This is a genomic window from Caulobacter sp. P1_B12_2 (genome assembly GCF_056406675.1).
Genome location: NZ_JBFTZS010000068.1, coordinates 1 through 16,545 on the forward strand (window position 1 = coordinate 1; position 16,545 = coordinate 16,545).

Consider the following 16,545-nt stretch of genomic DNA (forward strand, 5'->3'; position numbering starts at 1 on the left):
GGTTCGACCTGCGCTTCAACGCCACCCTGCAGAACCCCGAGTTCGGCGACTACAAGTTCGAGGAGGCCTGCACGGTCGCCGCGTCGGACCCGACCTGCCAGGTCAAGCCCCCGGCCGCCACGGCCAGCCGCACCCGCGACTTCACGGGCAACCAGCTGATCCGTGTGCCCAAGACCTCGTTCCGCCTGACGCCGGGCTTCAACCTGCTGGACACCAAGCTGCGGCTGGAGGCCAGCGTCGAGCGCTACGACGACCGTTATTCGGACGCCGCCAACACCTCGAAACTGCCGGCCTACACCCTGGTCAACGCCACGGTTCGCTACAACATCACCGACGCCCTGACGGTCTACGCCTACGGCAACAACCTGTTCGACGAGCTGGGCCTGACCGAGGGCAATCCGCGCGCCGGCCAGATCATCAGCGGCGAGGCCGGATCGCTGTACGGCATCGGCCGGCCGGAGTTCGGCCGCTCGTTCCGCGCGGCGCTGATGTACCGCTTCTAGTTTTTCCTGAAATCCCCTCGACTGGGCGGCCGGTTTCGACCGGTCGCCCGCCTTTTTTGGGAGCCGAACATGGTCCGTTGGCTGGCGCTTCTCCTCCTCCTCGTGGCCGCCCCGGCCTGGGCCGAAACCAAGCCCGACCTGGTCCTGGCCGGCCAGATCCTGGGCGCCGACCACCAGACCTACAAGCCGGTGACCTTCGAGGTCCCGCAGGGCGTCGCCCGCCTGACGGTCGAGGTCGACTACGCCCGCGGCCAGAAGACCGTCGTCGACCTGGGCCTGCTGGACCCGGTGCGGTTCCGCGGCTGGAGCGGCGGCAACAAGAAGCGCTTCACGCTCTCGGCCGAGGACGCCACCCCCAGCTACCTGCCCGGCCCGCTGCCGGCCGGTCGCTGGACCCTGCTGCTGGGCGTGCCCAACGCGCGGCCGGGCTCGTCGGCGGCCTATGAGGCGAGGATCACCTTCGAGCGCGGCCCCGCGACGACCAGCTTCGCCCCCGCGCCGCTGAAGGCCGCGCCCGGCTGGTATCGCGGCGACCTGCACATGCACACCGCCCACAGCGACGGCTCGTGCCTGGCCCAGTCGGGCGTCCGCGCCCCGTGCCCGGTCTATCGCACGGTTGAGGCCGCCAAGGCCCAGGGCCTGGATTTCATCGCCATCACCGATCACAACACCACCAGCCATTACGAAGCCATGTCCGAGCTGCAGCCGGCCTTCGACCAGCTGCTGCTGATCCCGGGACGCGAGGTCACCACCTTCCAGGGCCATGCCAACGTCTTCGGCCCCACGGCCTTCATCGATTTCCGGCTGGGCGATCCCAGCGTGCCCGACATCAAGAGCCTGCAAAGCGCGGTCGCGGCGGCCGGCGGAGTGTTCTCGATCAACCACCCCAGCGCGCCCTCAGGCGAGCAGTGCATGGGCTGCGGCTGGACCGTTCCCAACACCGACTATGACCAGGTGCAGTCGATCGAGGTCGCCAACGGCGGCTCGCAGCGCGCCCAAGGCGGGGCCGAGGGGCCGCTGTTCGGCGTGCCCTTCTGGGAGGCCCAATTGAACGCCGGCCACCGCATCACCGCCGTCGGCGGCAGCGACAATCACGACGCCGGGCTGACGCCCGACACCCCGGGCGCGGTCGGCCGCCCGACCACGGTGGTCCACGCCGAAGACCTGTCGACGGCCGGCGTCCTGGCCGGGATCCGCGCGGGCCGGGTGTTCATTGACCTGGACGGCGCAAAGGACCGGACGCTGGACCTCGGCGCCCGTTCGAAATCGGGCCAGGCCATGATGGGCGGAACCCTGCTGGCGCACCCGGGTGACATCGTGACCTTCACCGCGTCCGTCACCGGCGCGGACCTAGCCGGGTTGGAGGTGATCCGTGACGGCGGCAAGCTTGCTCTGGCGGTCGATCCAGCCGGGGTCTTCAAGATGAAAATGGGCGGCAAGCCGAGCTGGGTGCGTTTGAACCTGCGGGACTCAACCGGTCGCTTGTTGATGATCGGCAATCCCATCTACTTGCGCCCATCCTGACACGAAGCGCCACATCCCGCCCTGCCGCCAGATTGGCGCGCCTCGAAGGCTAGACGCCCCGGTCCGAGGCGCGCCATAGGGCGAGGCGCTCCCGGACGAAGTCCTGCATTCAGGCGACCACCACCTCGGCGTGGGAGAACGCTTCCTGGAAGGCCGGGGCCAGCGGCGCGTCGGTGACCAGGATGTCGATATCTTTGATTGAGGCGGTATGGACGAGGCCGATGCGCCCAAACTTGCCTTGATCGACGGCCAATAGCACGCGGCTGGCCGTGGCGTAGGCGATGCGGCTCATGTTCGCTTCGCTGGGGGAGTGGTCCATCAGGCCGTGCTCGGCGTGCACGGCGCCCACGGTCAGAATTGACAGGCTGGGTCGAAAACCGGCGATGAAGTCCTGCGCGTGCCGGTCCGAGAACGACTGGTAGGCGGCGTTCAGTTCGCCGCCCGCGAGAAACAGCGTGTGCCCCCTGTCCTTGCGGATCGCGTGGGCCACGGCCAGGGAATTGGTGATGATCTTCAGCTGGCGATGCTCGCCCAGCGCCTTGGCCACGAAGCAGGAGGTCGAGCCGCTGTCGAGGAAGACGGTGTCGCCGTCCGAGATGAACCGGATCACGGCCTCGGCGATGCGGGTCTTGGCGGCGATGTTGGTCTGCATGCGAAGGTCGAAGGGACCCTCGATCTCCTGAGGCGGGAGCCGCACGGCGCCGTGCAGGCGCACGATCGCGCCGGCGTCCTCCATCACGCGCAGCTCGCGGCGGATCGTCTCTTCCGAAACCGACAGCGCCTTTGCGATGTCGGCGATGGCGCGCGTCTGGTTGGGTTCCAGCAGGTTCAGTATGTCGCGCTGACGATCGTACCGCTTCAGCATCATCGATCCGTTTTTGTCGATCGCCGACTGGAGAGTCGCCGACGATGGTCGCGGGACATTATGACCTGAGTCCCGGTTCAGGAAGGGACGTCCCTCGGCCGCGGGGGAAGGAACACGGCCGAGGGACGAGGCGTCGAAGCGGTCGTCCGGGGTGGGCAGGGTCAGCACGGCGCTGGCGTTGAACTGGGTCACCCAGTCGCCCTCGAAGGCCGAGCCGCGGTCGACGACCTTGCCCTGGCAGTAGAAGCCGTAGCCCTGGTAGCCGAAGGCGACGGGATCGACCGCATTGGGCACGATGCCGATGCAGCTGTACTTGCGCGGCGACTGGACCTGGCCATTGCCGCCCAGGGTCAACCACTTGTTGACCTGATAGCTGCCGTAACCCTTGAAGGTGTGCCGGCGATGGTTGGGCAGGTAGCCGTCGGCGCCGTTCAGGAAGCCTGGCGAGTCGAAGTCGGCCGTGGTGTTGATGGCCAGCTGGCCGTTCTCCGAGCGCACGCCGCCCTCGTAATTGCCCTTCAGATCGGCCCAGGTGTACGAGCCCGACAGCGACCATTTGCCGTCGAAGTCCCGGTCGAAGGTGGCGGTCAGCGCGTTGTAGTCGYGCTTGGGTTTGGGATAGGTCAGGTCCGCGGCCGACAGCGTGACGACCGGCTTGGAGCCGTCGGGCAGACTGTTCAACCGGATCTTCACGTCCTCGCCCGGGTTGACGATCACCCACTGGCGGCCGCCGCCGAAGCTGGACTGGCACTGGGCGGCGGTGAAGCCGGCCTTCACGCAATAGGCGCGCGCGCCGGTGTCGATGGCCACGTCCTCGATGATGCTGTTCAACTCGCGGTGGGTGAAGTAGGCCCCCACCTTGATCAGGTCGCCAAAGCGCCGCTCGTAGCCCAGCACGAACTCGTCGGCCGACTGGGGCTTGAGGTTGTGGGCGATCGACTCTGCGGTGTCGGCCACTAGGCCCGAGGCCGAGACCAGGCAGTTGGCCGTTCCGGTGTCCGGACAAGGCGCCATGCCCGTCACGCTGGTGACCGGCGCGCCCCGGCCCGGCGTGCCGTCGGCGGCCACGGTCGTCAGCAGATTATAGCGGGTATAGGTCACCAGCGAACCGGCGAACTTCAGCGACAGGTCGCTGGGCAGCGGCAGGTAGTAGCGACCGAAGAAGCCGTAGAGCTTGGACTTGCCGTCGCCGAAAGGGTCGCCCGACACCGAGATGCGCGGCGCCCACTGGTTGCCCGGATCGTAGAAGGTCGAGCCGTCGGCGTTGCGGTTGTCGAACCGGTCATTGCGCACGCCCAGTTCGAACTGCAGGCGGTCGTTGAACAGCGACCACTGGTCCTGCGCGTAGAAGGCCTGGTTGACCGTGCCGAACGAGCCGCTGTTGCGGTATACGCGGGTGGTCACGTAGTCCGTTCCCGCCGCCAGTCCGGTCTGGTCCGTGCCCGTGGCGCGGAAGATCTTCAGGAAGCCCGAGCCGATCGTCTCGAACACCTGGGTGGCGGTGTTTTCCTCGTGGTCGTAGCCGACCCGCAGGTGGTGGGCGCCGAGCAGGTTGAAGTTGAAGTCGGCGTCGGCGCGGTAGAACGTCCGCTCGTCGTTGTTGAACGACATCGCATCGGTCACCTTGTTGACGCCGATATCGACGCCGGCGGAATTGGTCCGGTAGTCGATGACCCGCTCGTGGGTCGTGTCGAGCGGCAGCTGGCCATCCCGGAACTTGTTGACGCCGTAGGCCGCCGACAGGGTGAACCAGGGCGTGAAGGTGCCGGTGTAGCGGCCGATGTAGTTCTCGCCGCCCGAACGTTGGTTGGTGCCGCCGGTCTCCGCCCCGACCTGCTTGGTGGCGCGGTTGTAGTTCAGGCTGCGGTTCCGGACATCCTTGGTGCTGTCGAAATAGGTGAACTCAAGGTGCTGCCTGCTGGTCAGCCAGCCGTCCAACTTGCCGCCCCAGAACGGCGCGTCATCGTTCGTGCGGGTGGCGTTGTCCTGGCTGGCCGAGGGGCTGAAGGACTTGAGCTTGCGCTGGTTGTAGAGGCCGTAGAAGAACAGGCGGTCCTTGATGATCGGCCCGCCCAGTTCGGCCACCCACTCCTCGCGGCTGGAGGTGGCGTCCTCGAAATTGTTCTTGAACGTGTTGGGCGCCCCGTCGCGCAGGTCGCCGGGCTCCCAGGTCGCCGTCACGCCGCCGTGGAAGACGTTGGTGCCCGACTTGGTGATGGCGTTGACGAAGCCGCCGGTCGAGCGGCCGAACTCGGCGGGATAGCCGCCGGTCTTCACTTCAACCGACTTGTAGAAATCGAACGGCACCTCGACGGGCAGCAGGCCCATGCGGAAGTTGGTGATATTCAGGCCGTTCACGAAGAAGGCGTTCTCGATGAAGCTGGCGCCCGAGATCGAGATCTGGTTGGCGAAGCCGCCATTGGCCGACGACGAGCCCTGGACAACGCCCGGCGACATCAGGGCGATGTCGCGCAGCGAACGGCCGACCGGCACGCGTTCGGCCAGCTCGCCGATGTCGATGGCCGCGCCCGTGGTGGTGATCTCGAAGTCCGGCGTGCGCTGGCGGCCGGCCTTGACCTCGATGGCCTCGACCGAGCCGACAGGCGCCAGGGTGAACAGGTTCGACGCGCCCGAACGGTTGATCAGCACGCCGTTCTCGGCATAGGCGTCGAAGCCGTCGGCCGTCACCGAGACGGCATAGGCGCCCGGCGCCAGTTGCGGGATGACGTAGGCGCCGCTGGCGTTGGTCACGGCCGAGCGCTTCACGCCCAGGGACTCCGACGTGATCTTGACCACCGCGCCGACGATCGGCTTGCCATCGGCCGCCTGTACGCGGCCCGAGGCCTGGACGTTGGTATAGTCCTCGGCCATGGCCGGCGTCGCCATCAGCGCGAACGCCGGAATGCTCGTGCTGACCAGGGCCAGCGCTCGTAGCGCGATGACGCCGCGCCAGCGACGCCTGGCTGCAGATTGATGCCTCACACCGACTCTCCCAGAGAAATTGTGCCCAACGAGCGTCCGCGCGCCGCTATCGCGACCGCCACCCCCTCGCCGACATCTCCCTTAAGCCCGACTTGTGGAGATTACGTGACATTTGTTGATTTTGTGTGGGTGTCACGAGAAGTTCGCTTGTGTTGTGTGGGGAATTTGGCCGAAAACTCCGCGAAATCCACACACAACCCCATCACAGACGGCCCCACCGTCTTTTCGTGTGAGTTTCATCAGGGTGTTTTGGACTTCCGCCAGACAGACCTGCGAACGTCGTCAAGAAGGGACGCCAGCGTGACCAAGACCTCTCTGCCGATCATGATGCTCTGCGCCGCGGTCGCCTGCGCCGGCTCCGCCGTGGCGGCTCCAACGCTGGAAGGCGCGAGCACGCCCTATTTCGCGCAGGTCGACGTGCGGCGAGACGCGCGGACCGACGCCAAGACGATCGCGGGCGCCGTGTTCGACGACGAGAACCACAACGGTCGGCTGGACGCGGGCGAGCACGGCGTGCCCAGCGTGAAGGTCTCGAATGGACGCGAGGTCGTCCTGAGCGACGCCCAAGGCCGCTACGTCCTGCCGGTTCGAAGCGACATGGCGGTGTTCGTGATCCAGCCCAGCGGCTGGCGCGTGCCCACCGACAAGCGCTGGGTTCCGCAGTTCGCCTACCAGCACAAGCCGGCGGGCTCGCCCAAGGCGCTGCGCTACGGCGGCCTGCCGCCGACGGGACCCCTGCCCTCGGCGATCAACTTCSCGATCATCCGCGCCGACGCTAGCGCCCGCTTCGAGTGCGCGGTGCTGGGCGACGTCCAACCGGCGTCCAACATCGAAGTCGGCTACGTGCGCGACTCCATGGTTCGCGAGCTGCTCAACGCCAAGACCAAGCCCGCCTGCCTGCTGGCCCTGGGCGACATCGTCAGCGACGACCTGCACCTGATCCCCCGCACCGCCGAGGTGATGGGCGCGGTCGGCGTTCCGCAATGGTGGGTGCAGGGCAACCACGACTACGACCACGACGCCGATCACGACATCGACAGCTCCGACACCTGGCGGCGGCTGTATGGCCCCAACAACTACGCCTTCGAGATGGGCCAGACGGTGTTCATCTTCCTGGACAACGTCTCGTTCCCCTGCGGCGAGGACCCACGCGAGGCTCGCGAGCGGCCGTTCTGCAAGCAATACTGGAAGACCTACGCCGGCCGTCTGCTGCCCGACCAGATGACCTTCATCGCCAACGTGCTGAAGACGACCGACCCGAGGAAACTGGTGGTGTTCGCCGCCCACATCCCGTTCGTGGGCTTCGACAACAGCGAGTCCCAGCCTCACCAGACGGCTAATCTCGACGAGCTCTACGCCCTGGTGAAGGGGCGTCCAGCCCTGTCGCTGACGGGTCATAGCCACACGCTTGAGAACATGGCTCCAGGCGATTCGATGGCCGGCTGGAAGGCCACGGTCGGGGTCTCGACCATCCCATTCCGCCACCTGGTGGCCGGCGCGGTGGCCGGCGACTGGTGGGGCGGCGACTACGACATCGACGGCACGCCCATGAGCCTGCAGGGCGACGGCTCGCCCCGCGGCTATGTCGACTTCGCGGTGAACGGAACCGACTACACGCTGGACTACCGCGCCAGCGGTCTGCCCCGCGACCGCGCCATGTGGCTGTCGGTCAGCACGCCGCGCTTCCGCGACTGGGCCGACAAGATCTTCGCCTGGCGCGACGCGCCGGAGGAGACCCGCGACCCGGTGCCGCCGCTCAGCGTCCAGGATCTGCCGGACGTGAAGATGCTGAACCGGGCGGACCTGGACGGCCAAAGCTGGATCACCGCCGACGTCTGGATGGGCGACAGCACGACCACGGTCATGGTCTCGGTCGACGGCGCGGCGCCCGCGCCGATGACCCGCACCCAGGAGATGCGCGGCGAAGGGATCCGGAGCGGTTCGGCCTATTCGGATCCCTTCACCCTCCAGCGCCAGCTGACCATGGCCCGCGCGGCGATCCAGAGCCGTTCAGGCGATCCGGAAACCCAGGGCTACGTCCAGGGTCGTCAGAAGCGCCTGCCGCCGATGCCGCCGCAGCCGCGCGGCTCGCGCGCCGACCATTCACCGCACGTCTGGCGCTACGACTTGCCCGCCGGCCTGTCCGAAGGCCTGCACACCGCGGTGGTCACGACCACCCGCGATCAGGGCGAGCCGGCCCGCGACACCCTGGTGTTCGAGGTCCGCCACGCCGCGCTCAAGCCCACCTTTGACTTCGACCACTGGAACAAGTTCCAAAATCAGTAACCGGCAACCGACCTGGATCAAGGCGCAGCCAACACGCAAGCGAAAGCTCAGTCTCAAAGCGGGTCACGAGATCGCTATGCCGCTGACTGGGCGCAGCGCTGCCGCTTTGGCGCCCTCTAGGGCTTGGATTGGTAGATAATCTCACCCGCCCGGATGGTGTAAGCGACCTGGGCGAAAGCGGCGACGTCGCGCGCAGGGTCGTTTGAAAGGACGGTAAGGTCACCATCCATGCCCGGAGCGACGCGGCCCTTGCTCGTAGACTTGAACCGCTGTGCGGGCGCCGTGGTCAAGGATTCGAGAATTTGTCCCCACGACAGGCCCGCCCCGGCCATGAGCCGATATTCGTCGGTCGTATCGACCGCGTCGGTATAGCCAACGTCAGTGCCGAAAAGGATTTGTCCGCCAACCGCCGAGAAGCTCCTTAGCTGCTCCTGCGCTATTTGCTCAAATTGCTCGCTCTCGGCTGGGGAGGCTCCGCTCTTTTTCAGCTCAACGTTCCACAACGTCAGGGTTGGGATCAAAGCCATGCGATGGGCTTTCAAGCGCGCAGCCATGTCCGTGAGCCACGCGCCGCCATCAGGCGTCGTGTGCGCCAGCACATCGACACCTGAAGCGATGGCGACGTCGAGCCCCTCCACATTGGACGGGTGAGCGAAGGCCGGCTTGCCCACGCGATGCGCCTCACGCACGATCGCCTTGGCCGCGTCCACCGGCATGGGAAGCACACCGATCTTCCCGCCGACAGCCGAGCCGGCGAAGATTTTGACCCCGTCAGCCCCAGCGGCCATCTGCCGCTTGGCTCGCGCCGCCGCAAGCTCGGGCGTGCCCACCTCGAAGGACGGCGCGCCAGCCAGCAGCGCCTTCGCGTAACCGGGCATGCCGTCGTTAGGGTAGAAGGGCGCATCGACGGTCAGAATATTGGGGCCTGGGACCTCGCCCGCGGTGATGCGTCCGCGCAAAGCGATCGCGTCGCCCGGCAGTGAGGCGATGTCGAAGATCGTGGTGAAGCCCCAGCGCGTGAACATTCTCTCCATCTGCTCGGCGACCGCGGCCCGATCGCTGGGCCTGGCGGCGCTGAAGGCCGGCCCCATCAGATGGACGTGGCTGTTCCAGAACCCCGCCGTCACGACCAGTCCACGGCCCTCGATCACCTGGGCGCCATGACCTGGGCGTGTTTCGGAGGCGGGCCCAACGGCGATAATGCGGCCGTCGCGAACAATGACCGAACCGTCCTCGATCGCCGGCGCCCCGGGCGAGGTGTATATCTTGGCGTGGACAACAGCCAGTTCACCCGCGGTCGCGGGCATCGCGCTCAGGACCGCGAGCGCGGTGATCCAAGATAACCTAGCCATCTCTCTTCCCAGTCTCCTCAGTCGAATCAATTGCCGCCCTGCGTTGATCACTGCCACGGGCTATGAACATTGGCATCGCCTAATCGCGAAGCTAACGAACTCTTTGCCCCACTCCGGAATAGGGTTTGCGCCGATGCAGGATAAGAGACGGTGTAAGCCTGTTCTGAAATTTCGAGATCAAGAGCGGTCGAGGCAGCGACTTCAGCCGTCACGAGCGTACAATGGGACCGTGCCAGGTTCAGTTCAGCGCTCTTCCAGTGACTGCCCTGCGCAGAGCGACAGCGTTACGGCATGCAAGCGCCATGGCCTGACAATCGGATCTTACCTAACAACAGCCGATCCGTTCGAACAGGATGATTTACTGGCCACGTCCGGATTCCGCCAGCCACGAGATCTTATCGCGTTTAGCGTCGCGACCATGCTGTCAGCGAACCATAGCGCAATCCGCCATTCCCAAAGCCTCACTGGGGCTCAGGTCTTGTTTCTCGCGGTGGCGGCGGGGGTGGCGACCTCGACCAGCTATACGGTTCAACCGGAGTTGATCTCCATAGCGAAAGATCTCAATGCGTCCTTGGCGGCGACGAGCGCGGCGGCGGGCCTTCCTATTCTTGGCTATATGATCGGCTTGGCGCTTCTTGTTCCGCTCGTCGATCATCTGCCGGCCCGAAGACTTGTATCCGCCCAGATGGCCGCTCTGGGCCTTTCGCTCGGCCTCGCCGCGATCGTCACGAACGTCCTTGGCTTCGGAGCAGCCTTGCTGGTCTCCGGGATCTGCGCGAGCACCGGTGCGCAGATGAGCACCTTGGCGGGCAAGCACTCGCCGGCCAACGGGCGCGGGCGCGCGCTTGGAACGGTCACGGCCGGAATATCGGCCGGCGTGCTCCTCGGCCGGTTGGTGGGAGGTGGGCTGGCGGATCTGGTGGGTTGGCGTGAGATGCTTCTTATCGTCGCCTGTGCTTGCCTGGCCTGCGCCCTGGCAAGCAGCGTCCTGCTCCCCCGGATCACCTCGTCTGGCACGGGATCCTACGGGGCCACGCTAGCGTCCATGCCGCGACTGCTGCTGACCAACTCCGAGCTTCGCAAGGCGGCTCTAGCCGGCGCCCTGTGGTTCTTCGCCTTCAGTCTGGTCTGGACGGGCCTGGCGCTCGCGCTGGCCCTGCCCCCGCTCAGCCTGTCGCCCACAGTCGTAGGGCTCTACTCGCTCGCTGGCGTCGCCGGCATCTTCGCCACCCGCGTGGCGGGCCAGTTCGCCGACCGTTTCGGGAGCCAGCCCGTCATGCTTGCTGGACTGGCGCTGGCGCTTCTCTGCACCTTAGCGATGCCATTCACCTTGAGGATCGCGCCGCTGGCGCTGCTGGCGCTGGCCTTGTTCGATACCGGCCTTTTCTCAGCCCAAGTCGCGAACCAGCGTCGAGTGCTCGGTATCGCCCCGCGACGACCGGCGCCGTTCAACAGCCTCTACATGGTCGTTTATTTCGTTGGCGGAAGTCTCGGCACGGCGGTTGGCGGCCCGCTTGTCTCGGCCCTCGGCTGGCCCGCTGTCGCGCTCACGGCGGCGATCGCAATCGTGCTGGCCGTCGTGGTCAGCCTGATTGGGCGATCGTCGCCGACCACCGCGCCCGTGGCGCCTCGGCACGACATGCCCTAACCACATTAGCCCAGCCGACGTGAGACCAGCTCGAATGGACCGCTTGAGTGTGATGAAGACCTTCGCGCGGGTCGCCGAGCGGGGCAGCCTCTCGGCGGCCGCCCGCGATCTGGGCCTGAGCCAGCCGGCGGTCAGCCAACAGATCAGCAACCTCGAGGATGAACTGGCGGTCCGGTTGATAAACCGCACCACGCGCGGCTTGCGCCTCACCGAACCTGGCGAGCGCTACCTCCTGCGCGTTCAGGAGATCCTGAAGGCGCTCGCCGAGGCGGAGGACGATCTGCGGCCGGTCGAGGGCGCGCTGGAGGGTTTGGTCCGGCTTCAGGCGCCCAGCGGGTTTGGTCAGCAATATCTGTCGCCCTGGCTTATCGCGTTTCAGCGTCGACACCCTGGGCTTCTGATCGAGCTGCAGCTCGAGGACCGTATCTCGGACCTGATTCATGAAGGGATCGACCTCTCCGTCCGCCTGGGCGTTCCGCGCCAGGCCGGCCTCACGGTCCGGCGACTCGGCTCGATCCCGCGCGTTCTCGTCGCGTCCAGAGGCTACGCGGCTCAGCGCTCTCTTCCCAAGACCCCGGACCAGCTCTCCGACCATGGGTTCGTTCGCTTTAGCTGGGCGCCGGGGGGCGATGTGCTGAAGCTGGACGGGCCTCAGGGGCGAGTAGAGGTCACCACGCGGCCGGTCTTCCTATCGAACAACTCGTTCGCGGTCATCGACGCTATCCGATCCGGCCTCGGAGTCGGCGCAACCCAGCTACCGCTCGTGCACGATCTTCTGGAAAGCGGAGAGCTAATCCATCTGCTTCCGGACCATGTCTATGCCGCCTTGCCGGCCCATGCGGTATACCCCTCGCGGAAGTTCATCCCGCGCCGGGTGCGGGCCCTGGTCGACCACATCGCCACCGAGTTCGCGCGTGCGCCCGGCGTCGACGCACCAGGCTAGGCCGGGCGCCTCACGAGCGGCGAGTTGTCGGTGTGGCCCTCCCTGCCGCCGCCGAAAAGGCGAGCCGGATCGTGGCGGCAGTCATCGGCGACGCGGTTCTCCGTGGATTCAGTTCGGCTGGGCGTCCGCGTGCTTTGCGGCCGAAAGCGCGACCTGGCGCGCCAGCGTGGCCATGGCCCGATTGCCGGCGTCGCCCGGGTGGAGGTGGTCGCCGCCATCGACGTCCGACCGCAGCCGGCTTGGGTCCTTGGGATCGCGGAGGGCGGCGTCGAAGTCGATCACCGCGTCGAATTCGCCGCTGGTGCGGATCCAGGCGTTGATCGCCTGCCGCGCGCGATCCTTGTCCTCGCTGTAATAGCCGGCGATCGGGGTGCCTTCGAGCGCGCGCCGGAACGGCAACAGGGTGGCGCCGATGATGCGGACATCTCGGACCCGCGCCTGCGCGATCAGCTGTCGATAGCCGGCAATGACCGCCTCCGGTGAGACCGCCGCCGCGGTCGGCTCGAAGGAACTTCCCGGCCAGCTGATGTCGTTGATGCCCAAATGCACGATGACCGCTCGGACGTTCGGCGGGGCCAGTACGTCGCGGTCAAACCGCGCCAGGGCGTTGACGCCCATTCCGTCGCTGAGCACCCGTGCGCCCGAGATCCCGGCGTTGATCACCGCCACGCCTTCGGGGGCGAGGTCTTCGGCGAGGAAGTCCGTCCAACGTCGATCCGCGTCGAGCGAAGCGCTGGCGCCATCGGTGATGCTGTCCCCGAGAGCGACCACGACGGGACGGCTCCCCTCTACGAGCACTTCGCTCACAAACAGCCGAGACGGTGTCGTCGCCACTGGCTTGATGATGTCGTTGCGAGCCACGTCGCCAGAGGCAATGTAGGCCGTCTGCCGACCGTCCCAATGGAAGGTGCTGGGTTCCGTCCTCTGGGGCAGATAGAGGCTGACGCTCACCTGGCTGAGCGGCGGCGCCTCGAAGTCCACAGGATCGCTAACGACTTGCGCGCCTGGGGCGATCACGATCCGCGACAGGCCAGAGACCGTGACCCGCTGTCCGGTGTCAGCGCGCACCGCGCCGCCCGGCAGTGTCTGGCCGACCCAGAGGGCGCCGATCACCAGCGGCTCGCGGCCGTACGCATTCGAGAGCACCACGCGCAGCCGCTCTCCGCCCAGGCTGAGCCGAACGACCTGACGGACCGTCTGATCGTTGAGTTGCGGCAGGTTCATCGGAAGCGGGTTTTCCGCACCCCAGGCGGCTTGGGGGCTCGCGCCCCAGCTTGGAGTCCAGTCCGCGGCATGAGCGCCTCCGGCCGCCAGCAGGACGCCCGCCATCAGCACGGCGCGAAGATTTCTATGTTTCTGGGGGAAGGTCATGGTGTCTCCTTTTCGTGGGAAGACACATCGGACAGACCGGCCGCTGCCAGTAGCTGGGCCATCTCGATAGGAGTTATAGCCCTGGCTTATGACCGAAACGGTCGCCTCGGGTAACAAGGCGAAGCTCCTTGGAAACTACGGGAGGCGGGCGGCGCCCAGGAGCGCGAAGCGAAGGAATTTCGCCAGCCTTCTAGGTCGCTCGCCCTTCGACGGCATCGTCTCTCTTGCCCGCCGCCGCGAGCACATAGGCGAGCACCGGCAGCGCCAAGGCATAGGCGTACTGCGAACGCGAGACCCCGATGTTGAAGGGAAACCAGATACCGGGGACGCCCATCGCCGATAGATCGGGCGCAAATAGACCAACCGACGTCAGCGCCATGGCGCACAAGGCCGCAACCTTGTGCTGCCCAAAGCGGGCGATGCGGATGCCGATGAGCGCCAATGACAAGGCGATGAGCGCTCGCCCTGCCGTGGCCAATAACGAGCTTTCCACAAGGGCGCCGGCGACCAAAACAACCCAGGCCGCGACCGCGATGAATGAGACGAAACGGCGGTCTTTGCCGTCGACCCAAGCGTTCCAACCCAACGTCCAGCCGAGCTTGGCGGCAGGCGCCAGGATCACGCCGTTTTGCCACAAGAGCCTAGGCAAGCTGATCATGTCGGACCAGGCCGTGACCGCGTTACCAAGTCGCAACCCGGCGGTGGTGATGAGAGCAAGGCCAATCCAGAGCGCGAATTCCCGGCGGTCCGGAGCGCGGGCGACAAACGCGGCCATGATGACGAGCAGCAGCATCAACACCGGCTCGACCGCATCGACGATGTAGCCGGCGATCGTTCGCCGCCACTGAGCCTGATGCAGTATCTGGCCCTGGGCCGGCGATGCGAGCACCGGAACAGTGCGCAAGCCGCCGCTCAGCCCGTCGCGGTCCGTGTGGGGCTGCATGAAGGTTCGGATCGCAAGCAACGCCGTCGACTTCCCGCCCGATGGCGGCAGCTTCACCAGCAACGGCCGCGTGACGCCGACCTTGGGCGAACCCGATAGTCTGCCAACTCCGCCAAGGCGTTGGCCGTCCCAGAACATCTCATAACCGTCGTCGACAACCGGCGGACCGGCGAGCACCAGGTCGCCATGCTGGGGCAGGATCACTTGGCGTCGATACCAGCCATAGCCTTCGACCTGGTGGTGACCGCGCGCGCGCCATCCATCGAAATACCCAGGGATGCCGACGTCGCCATCGTGAAGGCTCGGATCCGAAACCAGGGCCAAACGGTCCCAGTTTCGATCGTCCGCCCCCGTCTCGGCCCAGGCTGGATTGTCGCCCGGATGGAAGCGCCAAGCGCCGTCGAGCGCTTGGCCCAAGCCCCGTGGATCAGGCTGGCCGCCAACCCATAGTGCGCCGGTCACGCCAAGCCCAAGGATGAACCACAGAATCCAGAACCCGTTTCGCATCGACCGGATGAGATCGCGCCGCCAAGGGCGCCCGCCAGGCGCTGGCCGATCCGAGGAAGAAGCTGTGAGGTCGAGCGTCATTGTTACCGTCTATTTCGATTTCAATGGTAGAGTCAAACCTGTTAGATTGATGACATGAACGCTTCAACGCCCCGGCCTATCGCCGCTGTCCGTCTGGATGGCGGGCGGCTGTGCATCGACTTCGCAAACTCGATCCATGATCGTTTCGCCACGCCCGCCGAGGACTATTTGGCTACGCCCGAGCGGTATGAGGAATGGGCCCGGCGCGCCGGAGCTCTGAACCCCGACGAGCATGTCAGCCTGCCGAATGGCTATAAGGCCAGGGCCCGCCTGATGGACGACATGCGCGTGCTGCGAGATACGGCCTTTCGCGTCTTGGCCGCGCATATCGATGGCGCGCCGCTTCCCACGGCTGCCTTGCGGACGCTGAACGAATGGCTGCTGGACGTTCGGAAAGATCAGAAGATCACAAGCGACGGACAGTTGGCGCTCTGCGCCAGACCCGGGGACACGCGCCTTCCGCTAAAGCGGGTTACGCTCGATCTCGTCGAGGTTCTGGCGGACTCGAGCCGCAGCAAATTCAAGCTCAAACGCTGCGACAATCAAAGCTCGTGCGGCTGGATTTTCGCCGACACATCCAAGAACGGCCGTCGCCGGTGGTGTTCGATGCAGACCTGTGGCGCCGCGCACAAGATGGCCTCGTTGCGTCAAAGATCCTCAGCACCGCCGGATCTGATTTGAGCCTTGAAGACCGGTGTCATTTTCCAGCCCGTCGATAACACAGCGGGTCCGGGCGTGCGCTTGATCATAGGGTCGAAGCTGGTTTCGGGGGCGATACGGCGAAGGGCGATCTTAGAATTCCGGATCGGGTCATCGAGGACATGCGCGAGCGTTTTTCGTCGCGCATCGCGATGATCTGGTCGCCACCAAGGCGGGTCGACGGCCTGCTGGCTGTCCTTAGCTTGACGCGGCTGCTGGCGTTTCTTCGCCGTTGGTCTTGGCGCCATCAAGCTTACGGGCCATCGCGGCGGAGACGTTGTCGGCGGCTTTGCGAACACCCTCGTACAGACGCTCGTCCAACTCGTTCATGCGTCGGGTGAATGCGGACTCCGGACCGATGCTGTCATTGATCCGGCGACCGAGAGCGCTGAGCTCATCCTGCAAGCGCCGCCCGACAGCATCGAATTCGTCCTGAGCTTTCGAGCCTTCGCCCAGGCTCACGCGCACGGCCTTGGCGATGAAGCCCGACCGCGTCATGCCACCCGCCATGGCGGCGGCGTCCAGGCGCTGCACCAGCCGTTCGCCCAACGAGATGTTCACGCGAATGGGCGGATCGTCGACTGACACATCGACCGGAATGGGCATGACGCCTGCCTGTGGCGAGATCTGCTCGATCGGTGTCGCCGTCGGCCAGACATCACCGACCTCCTCGAACGCTTCCAAACGTTCCACCAACGCCTCCCGGGCGTTGTTGAGCAGCTGGGCCAAGCCACCGCCGCTGACGGCGCAGTCGGGAAGGTCGTGAAAATGAGCTTGATAGCCCTGCTCCTGCCCGCCGGAGACCAGCGCGACGTAGATGATGGTGGTCATGACCCAATCC

11 protein-coding genes are annotated in these 16,545 nt (G+C 66.1%); 6 read left to right on the forward strand and 5 right to left on the reverse strand.

The window, feature by feature from the left end:
* Positions 1 to 503: TonB-dependent receptor domain-containing protein (locus tag AC1DZ6_RS06430; RefSeq protein WP_477096366.1), on the forward strand; the 503-nt coding region annotated here is incomplete at its 5' end.
* A 69-nt stretch (positions 504 to 572) separates the two neighbouring features.
* Positions 573 to 2,027, forward strand: coding sequence for a CehA/McbA family metallohydrolase (locus tag AC1DZ6_RS06435; RefSeq protein WP_477096367.1), 1,455 nt, complete (start codon positions 573 to 575; stop codon positions 2,025 to 2,027).
* A 109-nt stretch (positions 2,028 to 2,136) separates the two neighbouring features.
* On the opposite strand, the gene AC1DZ6_RS06440 is transcribed toward AC1DZ6_RS06435, so the two are convergent.
* Positions 2,137 to 5,874: an outer membrane beta-barrel protein gene (locus AC1DZ6_RS06440; RefSeq protein WP_477096368.1), complete on the reverse strand. Its 3,738-nt coding sequence runs from the start codon at positions 5,872 to 5,874 to the stop codon at positions 2,137 to 2,139.
* Between the two features lie 300 nt (positions 5,875 to 6,174).
* Between AC1DZ6_RS06440 and AC1DZ6_RS06445 the strand changes: the two genes are divergently transcribed.
* Positions 6,175 to 8,160: a calcineurin-like phosphoesterase C-terminal domain-containing protein gene (locus AC1DZ6_RS06445; protein WP_477096369.1), complete on the forward strand. Its 1,986-nt coding sequence runs from the start codon at positions 6,175 to 6,177 to the stop codon at positions 8,158 to 8,160.
* Positions 8,161 to 8,276: 116 nt separating this feature from the next.
* Here AC1DZ6_RS06445 and AC1DZ6_RS06450 read toward each other — a convergent pair whose 3' ends face one another.
* Complete coding sequence (locus tag AC1DZ6_RS06450) at positions 8,277 to 9,512, reverse strand: amidohydrolase family protein (protein WP_477096370.1); 1,236 nt, start codon at positions 9,510 to 9,512, stop codon at positions 8,277 to 8,279.
* A gap of 478 nt (positions 9,513 to 9,990) precedes the next feature.
* Here AC1DZ6_RS06450 and AC1DZ6_RS06455 point away from each other — a divergent pair, with 478 nt between their 5' ends.
* The gene (locus tag AC1DZ6_RS06455; protein ID WP_477096371.1) at positions 9,991 to 11,160 is read left to right on the forward strand and encodes an MFS transporter; all 1,170 of its coding nucleotides are present in this window, start codon (positions 9,991 to 9,993) and stop codon (positions 11,158 to 11,160) included.
* Positions 11,161 to 11,212: 52 nt separating this feature from the next.
* Complete coding sequence (locus tag AC1DZ6_RS06460; protein ID WP_477096372.1) at positions 11,213 to 12,103, forward strand: LysR family transcriptional regulator; 891 nt, start codon at positions 11,213 to 11,215, stop codon at positions 12,101 to 12,103.
* Between the two features lie 108 nt (positions 12,104 to 12,211).
* Here AC1DZ6_RS06460 and AC1DZ6_RS06465 read toward each other — a convergent pair whose 3' ends face one another.
* Both AC1DZ6_RS06465 and AC1DZ6_RS06470 read right to left on the reverse strand, forming a co-directional pair.
* Positions 12,212 to 13,474, reverse strand: a complete 1,263-nt coding sequence (locus AC1DZ6_RS06465) for an SGNH/GDSL hydrolase family protein (protein WP_477096373.1) — start codon at positions 13,472 to 13,474, stop codon at positions 12,212 to 12,214.
* Positions 13,475 to 13,664: 190 nt separating this feature from the next.
* Complete coding sequence (locus AC1DZ6_RS06470) at positions 13,665 to 15,005, reverse strand: hypothetical protein (RefSeq protein WP_477096374.1); 1,341 nt, start codon at positions 15,003 to 15,005, stop codon at positions 13,665 to 13,667.
* Positions 15,006 to 15,059: 54 nt separating this feature from the next.
* On the opposite strand from AC1DZ6_RS06470, the gene AC1DZ6_RS06475 reads away from it, so the two are divergent.
* A complete protein-coding gene (locus tag AC1DZ6_RS06475; RefSeq protein WP_477096375.1) occupies positions 15,060 to 15,686 on the forward strand; it encodes a CGNR zinc finger domain-containing protein in 627 nt (208 codons plus the stop codon).
* 216 nt (positions 15,687 to 15,902) lie between these two features.
* Here AC1DZ6_RS06475 and AC1DZ6_RS06480 read toward each other — a convergent pair.
* A partial coding sequence (locus AC1DZ6_RS06480) for a type II toxin-antitoxin system HicB family antitoxin (protein ID WP_477096376.1) occupies positions 15,903 to 16,545 on the reverse strand: 643 nt, incomplete at its 5' end.

Bases quoted from the DNA above. Each gene is read 5' to 3' on its own strand.
- AC1DZ6_RS06460 (WP_477096372.1), top strand. From the start codon at position 11,213: ATGAAGACCTTCGCGCGGGTCGCCGAGCGGGGCAGCCTCTCGGCGGCC.
- AC1DZ6_RS06475 (WP_477096375.1), top strand. From the start codon at position 15,060: ATGAACGCTTCAACGCCCCGGCCTATCGCCGCTGTCCGTCTGGATGGC.
- AC1DZ6_RS06465 (WP_477096373.1), bottom strand. From the start codon at position 13,474: ATGACCTTCCCCCAGAAACATAGAAATCTTCGCGCCGTGCTGATGGCG.
- AC1DZ6_RS06435 (WP_477096367.1), top strand. From the start codon at position 573: ATGGTCCGTTGGCTGGCGCTTCTCCTCCTCCTCGTGGCCGCCCCGGCC.
- AC1DZ6_RS06470 (WP_477096374.1), bottom strand. From the start codon at position 15,005: ATGACGCTCGACCTCACAGCTTCTTCCTCGGATCGGCCAGCGCCTGGC.
- AC1DZ6_RS06450 (WP_477096370.1), bottom strand. From the start codon at position 9,512: ATGGCTAGGTTATCTTGGATCACCGCGCTCGCGGTCCTGAGCGCGATG.